This window comes from Sebaldella sp. S0638, assembly GCF_024158605.1.
Classification (GTDB): domain Bacteria; phylum Fusobacteriota; class Fusobacteriia; order Fusobacteriales; family Leptotrichiaceae; genus Sebaldella.
In genome coordinates this window covers 1-743 of record NZ_JAMZGM010000292.1, presented here as the reverse complement: position 1 = coordinate 743, position 743 = coordinate 1, and the positions used below count along the sequence as shown (strand labels likewise).

Below are 743 nucleotides of genomic sequence, written 5' to 3'. Positions count from 1 at the left end.
GATATATCGGAGTATCTGGATAATGATACTTTGGAAATATCAAAATTTCTTGAAAATGAAACACAAAGTATAGCAGCCAATACCCTAGACCTTACCTTCTTAAAACCAGAAACGGAAAAGTCAGCAGAAAAAGAAATAATATATTTCTCAGATAGTGATAAGACTTTTGATGTATATGATATGTTGTTTAATGATTTTAAGGATAGTTATGAAAATAATATCATAAATTTAAATGATGAAATTCATGTGATAGATCTGTTTGACGGAGAAGAATTGCTTTTGTTTGTTGGAATAGTAGCAGAGCCTGTAGTAAGGCGTGAACATCTGAGGACATATATAAAGTTAAAACTGGAGGATAAAACATCCATAGGCTTTAAAAAGAGATTCGATAAGGATTACGTATTTCAGGGACATTATGTTTACCATTCAGGAGCAAAGAATTTATCACTAATGTATAAACTGGCCAAAGAATTAGGATTTGAAGATAGTGACATAGAAATAGAAGAAATGAAGCATACTCTTGGGGATTACATAATAATACCAGTCGCAAAATTTGAAAAAGATAAAAGTATAATGGAAGAACTTGCAGAATTAGTCCGGTCAGTAGTAGGGGATATCTGGGTAACCCGCGAAGGAAAATTAAAAATAACAAGTCTGTTAAATCAAAAGGATACTAATATTGTTGACTATAAACTAAAGTATGGAAATATCCTAAATTATCTTGAATCAACAGTAACAAAGCC

General features: G+C 31.2%; 1 pseudogene. It reads left to right on the top strand.

Annotation, left to right across the window (positions count from 1 at the left end):
• Nucleotides 1-743, top strand: a pseudogene (locus NK213_RS20360) (hypothetical protein); the annotation flags it as partial.